The sequence below is a fragment of the Enterococcus sp. HMSC078F03 genome, assembly GCF_001811595.1.
In the GTDB taxonomy this organism is placed as follows: Bacteria; Bacillota; Bacilli; order Lactobacillales; family Enterococcaceae; genus Enterococcus; species Enterococcus faecalis.
The window spans coordinates 1-7,073 of sequence record NZ_KV805592.1 but is presented as its reverse complement, the minus strand read 5'-3'; the positions used below and the strand labels follow the sequence as shown (position 1 = coordinate 7,073).

The window sequence follows — 7,073 nt, the reverse complement described above, 5'->3', positions numbered from 1 at the left end:
CACCATTATCAAAAAATCCTGTTCCCCATACAGTGTCTGTTCGACCATCATCTGGCCCTACTGCCACATAACGGCGCAATCCTGAACCTGCAATATAACTAATCCATGCATAACCATTGGCAAAAACATAACTATCGTAGATAATGGCCTGACCAGCTTCATAATAAGCTAATGCTGGGCTATTTGGATCTGTATCACCGCTTACCGGTAATCTCATGCTAGGATAAAATACACCACTCAATGCACTTCCCGTATTTGAACCCGATCCTGAAGGGGTATTATTTAAAAATCCTGTTCCCCATACAGTGTCTGTTCGACCATCATCTGGTCCTACCGCCACATAACGGCGCAAGCCTGAACCTGCAACGTAACTAATCCATGCATAGCCATTAGCAAAAACATAGCTATCATAAACGATAGCCTGACCAGCTTCGTAGTAATCTAAAGCTGGACTATTAGGATCTGTATCACCACTTACCGGTAATCTCATACTTGGATAAAATACACCCGCTGAAGGATTCACTGAATCTCCTTTTGATCCAGAAGAATCTCCAGGATATGGTTTTGAAGCACCTCCAAAACGATAAATAGCAGCTGTAGGACGTCCAGCACTAACCCAATATTGATCATAACTATTTATTGTGATACCAACGTTTGTACTGGCATTGCAATGAATAATCATATTTTCATCAATAAAAATCCCTGTATGACCGAACTCTCCACCTGAATTGCCTCTAATTCCCCAAATGAAAATGTCTCCTCTTTGAGTAGCATAGTTCCCATTTATCAGTGGTAATTGTGACCAACCTACACGTTCAAGTTGTCCAAAAAGTGAATCTGTATTTCCTGGATAAGTAGTAGGAGGAATGAACCCAGCTTCTCTTAATGCAAAATATACTGCACTAGAACAATCATAAGAGTTTGGTCCTAATCGGTAATCCATACTGTAAGTAACACCTTGGGCTTTTTTACCTTCCATCCAACGAATCATTACATCAAACCCAATACGAGCTTGGTTATTTGTCTCAGTATTTCCAGAAGCCCCTTCTAGATAAAGTGAAGCCTCAGCATTTCTTCGTTCAACAAGTTTTGGTAATTTAATGCTTCCGATGTCATAGACATACAATTTCATTTCTCTTGCAGCCGAATTAAATTCCTTTGTGTTTGTAAAATGCATAACATCTGAACTTGGTAAAAAACCTAATCCTTTTGAATGAGAGAAAGAAACTAATGCATCAAATTGATTTTGGGTTGCTTTAATTGCCAGAAGCTTGGATATTAATGTTGCATGTTCAGATAAATCATCACGTAAAATTTGTTCAGCTTGGCTTTCCGTGATAGTCATTCCTGATTTAATTGGGTGTCTGTCATTTGATAAATGACCATACCCAATTGACAAAATCCCGTCTCTTCCTGCTACAGCTTTAAGTGAAAAGGAAGAATATTTTTTACATAGGTTTACTGCTTTTTGACTATAATTCATAAAATCACCTCAATATTTTTTGTCGCGACTTTTTTCGTATACGCCTATATATGTTGATAATAATATCTATTTGTGACAATAGAATAAGTAATTCTTTTGTTTTATTATTAAGTACGATAAAATTAGTTATAGATTGTATAAGGAGGAATATTATGAAAAAATTAGTTTTTGTTGCTTTAGTTGTTCTTTTAACAGGGTGTAGTTCTCAGAAAACAAATGAATCTAAAAATCAAGAAAAATCTGCCACTAACACGACTTCAGTGCAAAAAAGTACTACTAATTATAGTTCTAGTACAGAATCAAGCTCTAGCACCGAAATAAAAGAAACTTCTACAAGTTCAAGTACGAATCAGGTTTCCACAACTCCTAAAAGTGAACCATCTACAAATGTAGAAGAATCAAATTCTTTAGAATCAGCACCTTATGCTGTAGATATTAGTAATTTAAACAATCCACTAGTATTCAATTTTAATGGAATGAATGTGCCTAATTCAGTTACTTTAGAGAATTTAAATTCAACACCTACAGCAACCTTTCGAACTAAATTAATTGGGGCTGAAAATAGCCAATTGAAAGAATCTATTAATAAATATGAGTTATCTATAAATACAATTCCCACAAAAGAGATTAGAATATTTTCATCGGGCGATAATAGCATTAGAACAGTTAAAGTAAATACAGAATTAATTTTAGGAAGTAATATTTATTCAAACTATGAACGAAATATATCAGGTAATTTATACTTGTTTATCAATAAAAATGGATCCATATCTTTAATAACTCCTAATTACGCAGGCAATGTTACTGATGATCAAAAAGATGTTATGCTAGAAGTAACTCAATAACTAGCGCAATTAATTAATAAAAAGAAATCTTCTAAGTAAGAAGGTTTCTTTTTATTAATTTCATCTATTGATAACTTTATTTTTAAGGTACTCATCTATAGACTACTTTTTCAATCTCTTATTCTTAATGAAGTTTCCAAAATAGCTTCTATATAAAAAATAGTTACATCACTTTTTTTGCGAAAAATAAAAAGGTGACGTATTTAGTAGTCACCTTTTATAAAGTTTTGGAATTAGCAAACCTGCTTGTTCTTGTTCTAGTAACATTTCAAGACCGATAGCAAGAATTTTCGATTCGCTTTTTCTATACTTTGTTTTGAGATACTTTAACCCTTCTTGTTGTTTTAAATTTAAATTAGATTGTGCACGCTTATTACCTTTCCTTATAGCCATTCTGATCCATCCTTTTTATTAAATAGTATTCCCTCCATTAATAAATGTATTAGTTGATTAGCTCTTTATTTTTAAACTGTAAGCCTTCCTGATAACCTGAATGAAAAGCATCGAAGTTTTCAACCTGGTGTGAGGTGTCTTTTCCTTTAACCAAACCTAGCTTTGAGACTTCTTCATGGACAGCTACAGGTAACTGCAGTGCAAGTTCATAGCCATTGGTAAGTACTTGCTTTTCAAATACCGAACTAAGGGCCGTTAAATAGCCCTCAATATAATCTTGTTTTAATTGCCATTTTCTTTTATATTTCCGCTTGATCTCCGGTTGTTTCATAAACTCTTTTGAACAAAAGGCAACACTACCTTTTGCATATAAAAATGTAATTTCTGCAATCTCTACATCTGTTGATAGTCCCACATAATGTAATTCTATATCTGTAGAACTTTGATAGTAGTTCTTCACGCGAAAATTCTTTGCAATGATCCCAGCTAGTCTGTAGACCCATTTATGCGGTCTTCCTTTGTAAATCACTTTATCTATAACCTTTTCTTGCCTTTGGTGTTGCTGATAATGAAACACTTCTTCTTCATCAATCCCATAGGCTAGCATCAATTCCTGGGCCTTTGCTAAAGCTGTCATTGATTCTTCATCATTCGCATCGTTCGCTAGTGCTAACAACCGTTGAATTTTATCTTTTCTTTTTTCATCCATTCGTATGCTCCTGGCTCATAGTAATCTTTAAAATTGGATCATCTGCTGTATTTCTTGGAAAACCACACACGACTCCTTCTAACGCTCGTTCCATTTTCGTTTGTTTTTCGGTTCTTTCCTTTTTACTTTCATGATATAACTTTTTCAAATCGATTTTTTCAGTCATGTTTTACATCCTCTCTTTTATTAAATGTTTTTTGTTACCTTGCTAAACTCAACCTTTTTGAATCTTCTGTATGGATTTTTTATTGTTTTTGATCAATGTATCAATCATGTTTTGCGTGATTGCATCCGGAATATACCCTTGCTTAATAAACAGCAGTTTTTCAAGATTGGCTCTGTACTTGTTGATTAATTTAACGTTATTTTTATCCACTTGATCGCCAGATCCAGAATGATACACTTTTTCTTTCAAGCGACGCTGCTCTTTTCTAACTACGCTAAGCGCAATCGTTAATTCAGACGTATTGAACGATTCAAGTTCTTTTATCGTCGTATATTGATAAAAGCAAGGATCTTCTATTATGGTTAATTCCCGTATTTCCATGCTCATTTTCCACCTTTCTTATAATTCCTTACGTTAGGCTTCAGCTGGGCCAAAAAGCCCAACTGATACCATAAAATGTATATTTTTTTATCTATGCAGTTCGTAAAAGACTGCCTAGTATTGGATCAAATTGAATCATTCCAAATTCTGAAAATGCAGGATTCGTCGTATTAACTACATACACATATTGCCTATAAGATTCTAAATCCCTGTGACAGTAAAGCCAATCATTTGTTTCTCGCGCAACGTAGAACAAAGACAAGAACCTTTGACCATCTGCAGTTTTATTTTCAGTTACATAGTATACCAGGAAGCCATACCTTTTTTCGGCCGTCTTTATGATTGACTCTATTTCTTCAGTGACCAAAATATTTTCACCTTGAAAGTAATTGCTGGTGTAATGGCATTTCCCTGTTTCCATGAACTCATCAATGACAGAACTTGATAGGTCGGTAAGCATCATTCTATACCATGCTTCTTTTTTTAGAGTTTCGTTGGCCATTGTCGTATTACTTAATCTTCTCATTTGTATTCCTCCAAAAGCAATATTTTTTTTAATTCGTTACTGTTAGATAATTGTTCTATCCTATGAGTTGCAATGAATCCTTGCCATAACTCCATCGTTATGGCAGGAACCCATTGAATATTTTTCTAAGGTACGCTATACTTATTCATGACTATAAATAGTTAACGTCCTAGAAATCTTTTGTCTTCAGCAAAAGGTTTCTTTTTTTGTGCTTTCAGCTGCAGGATCTAATAACTTATTGATAAATTCCTTATCTGCATCTGTACAAGCCGGATAATAGTTAGAAATGAAGAATTCTCCATTTTCGTCAATTTCTAGTGCTACTTTTCGCAACCCTTTTACGAAATAGAATATTGGTTTTTTCTTCCATTGTGTCACTGCACCGCTTTCTATCAGTTCTTTTGTTTTCTCACTCATCACCTTATTTTCATCCGCTTCTTTCATTTGTTCCAGGGTCGCAATTTTATTTTTTAGTTTCGTGATTGCTGCGCCATAAGTTCTCGCCTTAATTGCTGGTTTTGTCTTGTTATAGGCTTTTGCTTTTTCGTTAGCCTTTTCAAGCTCTTTTAGTTCATTTTTAAAGTAATCAATGTTATTGACACTTGTTTTTGCGCCAACCGTCGCATAACTTGATTTACCGACAACATGAACATCTTTGATTAGCTCGTTTTTTTCCTTAAAATCTTCTACCTTTTCCAGCATTTCCACTCTTTTTTCTTGTTTTTCTTGTTCCTTCAGTAATTTAATTGCACGATCATGATAGCCATTTACTTTCTTATAAATGTCCCCACGGCCAATAATGTTAGGCTGTCCAAAAGGGATACGGTCATGTTCCGCTCTAATTAAGCGGTGTGTTTCTTCGCTTTCTCTTTTTAGTCGTTGCAATTTTCCTTGTGCTTGTTCAAGTCTAGTCATTTTTACTCGCTTCTTTCTGTTTTTTATTTTTTTCAAAACTCATTTTTTTTGAAGATTTAGGAAGGGGTGCTTCTTTTGAACTTCGTTGGTTCGGTATTTTTCTGTGGTCCTCTCCTTTCTTTGTTTGCTGTTATGATCCATTTCTTCAGTGAGTTTGAGGTTTTGGGTGCGCAGAGAACAGACATCAGACACAAAGAAAACACAAGGGCGAGCTTGCTCGTGCATTTTACCCTTGTGTTTTCGACTGGCTGTTGTATGATTCGCAAGTACACAAGGCCGGCTCACTGAAGAAATGATAACCGTAACAGAGTGACGAGTGACAGAAAAATGCCATAGAACCAACTCCTTTTTTCTGTAGCAGTGAAACTGCTTCAGAAAAAACTTAAATCTGCGGAACGCTTCCTTGTGGTCTCACAAGGAACAACTCGTGTCAATGTCCTTTTCCGTTAAGCGAGGAACGAGTAGGAAAAGAGAAACGTTCACCAGTCGGAACGAATGGGAATAGAACGTTTAATTGACTCGTGTTGAGTGCAGCAGAAAATCCATTGGTTTTGGAGCAAGGGCAACTGCACCGCAGCGGAACAATGGATTTTGTCCTAGATTTCGGTTAGGAATGCTAAGAAAACTCTTTTCTTAGCATTCCTAACGTTTAATCTTTTTCTCTTTTGTCTACCGCTTATTTTCGTTTGTTTAGGAAGGTATGGCTGTATGAGCGATTTGTTTCCAACGTTCTACTGCTTGTTTTATCTTTTCTGGTACTTCCTGACGGTTACATTTTCCTTGTATTTGTATAACCTGTTGATTTCGATATTCTAATGTGAAGTAAGGCATATCTGGCTTTTCTTTTCTTCGGATAAAAACAATCGTTGTTTTTCCTTGTGTATGTCGTTCGATATAATGTTGACTGCCCACACAATGGCGTAGAATACTTCCTTCTTGAATGATTTCTTGTAATGAATGTGGTGTGAGAAAAAGCAAGTCGTCAATTTCAGCTTCTAACGCTTTAATTTGGTTTTTCCGTTCTTGATACTGCTTTTCTTCAATCTCACTTTTCAAAAGGTTTAGCGTGTTCATAGCGTTATCGTGAGCTACTTGTAAGTTTTCTGGATACAATACACTATCGTTATTAAGTGGGGTGTTCAACTCTTCTAGCATGTGTAAGTAGTCCATATAGTAGTCAAAACGTTCCCCTTTTCGCATAAACCATTTTTGAAACTTGGTTAAATTCACCTCTTTCGGTAATTGCTTGATTTGCGAATAATGTACGTACTTTTCTATTTCGTTTATCATAGGCGCATTTCGCTCTTTTAACGTTTTTTCTAACATGAATTCATGAAAGGTTGGATTTCTTGTTTTTAATTTTTGTTTATTCGCTTTTAGCCATTTCTTAGTAATTACTCTCATATCTGCTTTATGAAAATACAATCCAAAAACGTTGCGATAGTCGTCAAAAATGATTTCATTCGCAAGAGTTGTTGCGCCTATCTTTTGTAAAAACTCAATTTCGTTTCGGTATTTATAAATATGTGCCAGTTCATGGCGCTCTATTTCAGGTAACTGTAAGTACTTTAATTCCGATACAGTGGTTAGTTTTTCTTGCCAGTTATTTGGATAAAATACCGTATTTGTATAAGCACTACTCATAAAACCATAAT

General features: G+C 35.1%; 9 protein-coding genes. 1 reads left to right on the top strand and 8 read right to left on the bottom strand.

Translation table 11 applies throughout. The features are described from left to right. On the bottom strand, positions 1-1,483 hold a 1,483-nt coding region (locus HMPREF2810_RS12345), incomplete at its 3' end, for a peptidoglycan amidohydrolase family protein (protein WP_002417673.1). Between the two features lie 152 nt (positions 1,484-1,635). Between HMPREF2810_RS12345 and HMPREF2810_RS12340 the strand changes: the two genes are divergently transcribed. Beyond that, positions 1,636-2,328, top strand: coding sequence for a hypothetical protein (locus tag HMPREF2810_RS12340; protein ID WP_002404726.1), 693 nt, complete (start codon positions 1,636-1,638; stop codon positions 2,326-2,328). 210 nt (positions 2,329-2,538) lie between these two features. Here HMPREF2810_RS12340 and HMPREF2810_RS12335 read toward each other — a convergent pair whose 3' ends face one another. The 7 genes from HMPREF2810_RS12335 to HMPREF2810_RS12310 form a co-directional block, all read right to left on the bottom strand. Further along, positions 2,539-2,721 (bottom strand): hypothetical protein, encoded by a 183-nt coding sequence (locus tag HMPREF2810_RS12335; RefSeq protein WP_002360857.1) that lies wholly within the window; start codon positions 2,719-2,721, stop codon positions 2,539-2,541. A 49-nt stretch (positions 2,722-2,770) separates the two neighbouring features. Beyond that, positions 2,771-3,430, bottom strand: coding sequence for a DUF2786 domain-containing protein (locus HMPREF2810_RS12330; protein ID WP_002393257.1), 660 nt, complete (start codon positions 3,428-3,430; stop codon positions 2,771-2,773). Further along, positions 3,423-3,596 carry a hypothetical protein gene (locus HMPREF2810_RS15915; RefSeq protein WP_002390337.1) on the bottom strand — a complete coding sequence of 58 codons (174 nt, stop codon included), beginning with the start codon at positions 3,594-3,596 and terminating at the stop codon, positions 3,423-3,425. Before HMPREF2810_RS15915 ends, HMPREF2810_RS12330 begins: the two co-directional genes overlap by 8 nt. Before the next feature lie 48 nt (positions 3,597-3,644). Further along, a complete protein-coding gene (locus HMPREF2810_RS12325) occupies positions 3,645-3,983 on the bottom strand; it encodes a hypothetical protein (RefSeq protein WP_002360759.1) in 339 nt (112 codons plus the stop codon). A gap of 85 nt (positions 3,984-4,068) precedes the next feature. Beyond that, a complete protein-coding gene (locus HMPREF2810_RS12320) occupies positions 4,069-4,503 on the bottom strand; it encodes a hypothetical protein (protein WP_002369767.1) in 435 nt (144 codons plus the stop codon). Positions 4,504-4,689: 186 nt separating this feature from the next. After that, entirely contained in the window at positions 4,690-5,418 is a 729-nt protein-coding gene (locus HMPREF2810_RS12315; protein ID WP_025187535.1) for a hypothetical protein, read from the bottom strand. Between the two features lie 690 nt (positions 5,419-6,108). Further along, the coding region (locus HMPREF2810_RS12310) for a PcfJ domain-containing protein (protein ID WP_070635615.1) at positions 6,109-7,073 on the bottom strand (965 nt) is incomplete at its 5' end.